The organism is Colwellia marinimaniae (assembly GCF_002207865.1).
GTDB classification, from domain to species: domain Bacteria; phylum Pseudomonadota; class Gammaproteobacteria; order Enterobacterales; family Alteromonadaceae; genus Colwellia; species Colwellia marinimaniae.
In genome coordinates this window covers 1-285 of record NZ_BDQM01000202.1, presented here as the reverse complement: position 1 = coordinate 285, position 285 = coordinate 1, and the positions used below count along the sequence as shown (strand labels likewise).

Annotated in this window: 1 pseudogene; it reads right to left on the bottom strand. The window is 37.5% G+C overall.

Features of this window, described 5'->3' with window-relative positions:
• A pseudogene (locus tag MTCD1_RS23395) lies at positions 1–285 on the bottom strand (transposase domain-containing protein); the annotation flags it as partial.

The following is a 285-nucleotide window of genomic DNA, read 5'->3' as shown; positions in this document are numbered from 1 at the left end:
ATTATCAATTAATCCTAAGGCAAGATTTATCTCGTTAACTTCAACGCTATCAAACCACTGTTTGTTAATAAATGGCTCGTTAGCGCCATCGGACATACAATCGACGCCTAATAAATTTAATCCACATCAGTTTTCATGGTTAGCAGATTGATGCCATTGTTTTTGGGTTTGCTGAAAGACAGATTCAATGACTTCACTCCCTAGTTTTTTTCGTGCTTGCGTGACGGCACTAGAAGCTACATACGGCATACCACTAGGTAAAATAATATCTAATTGGTTAAGTAG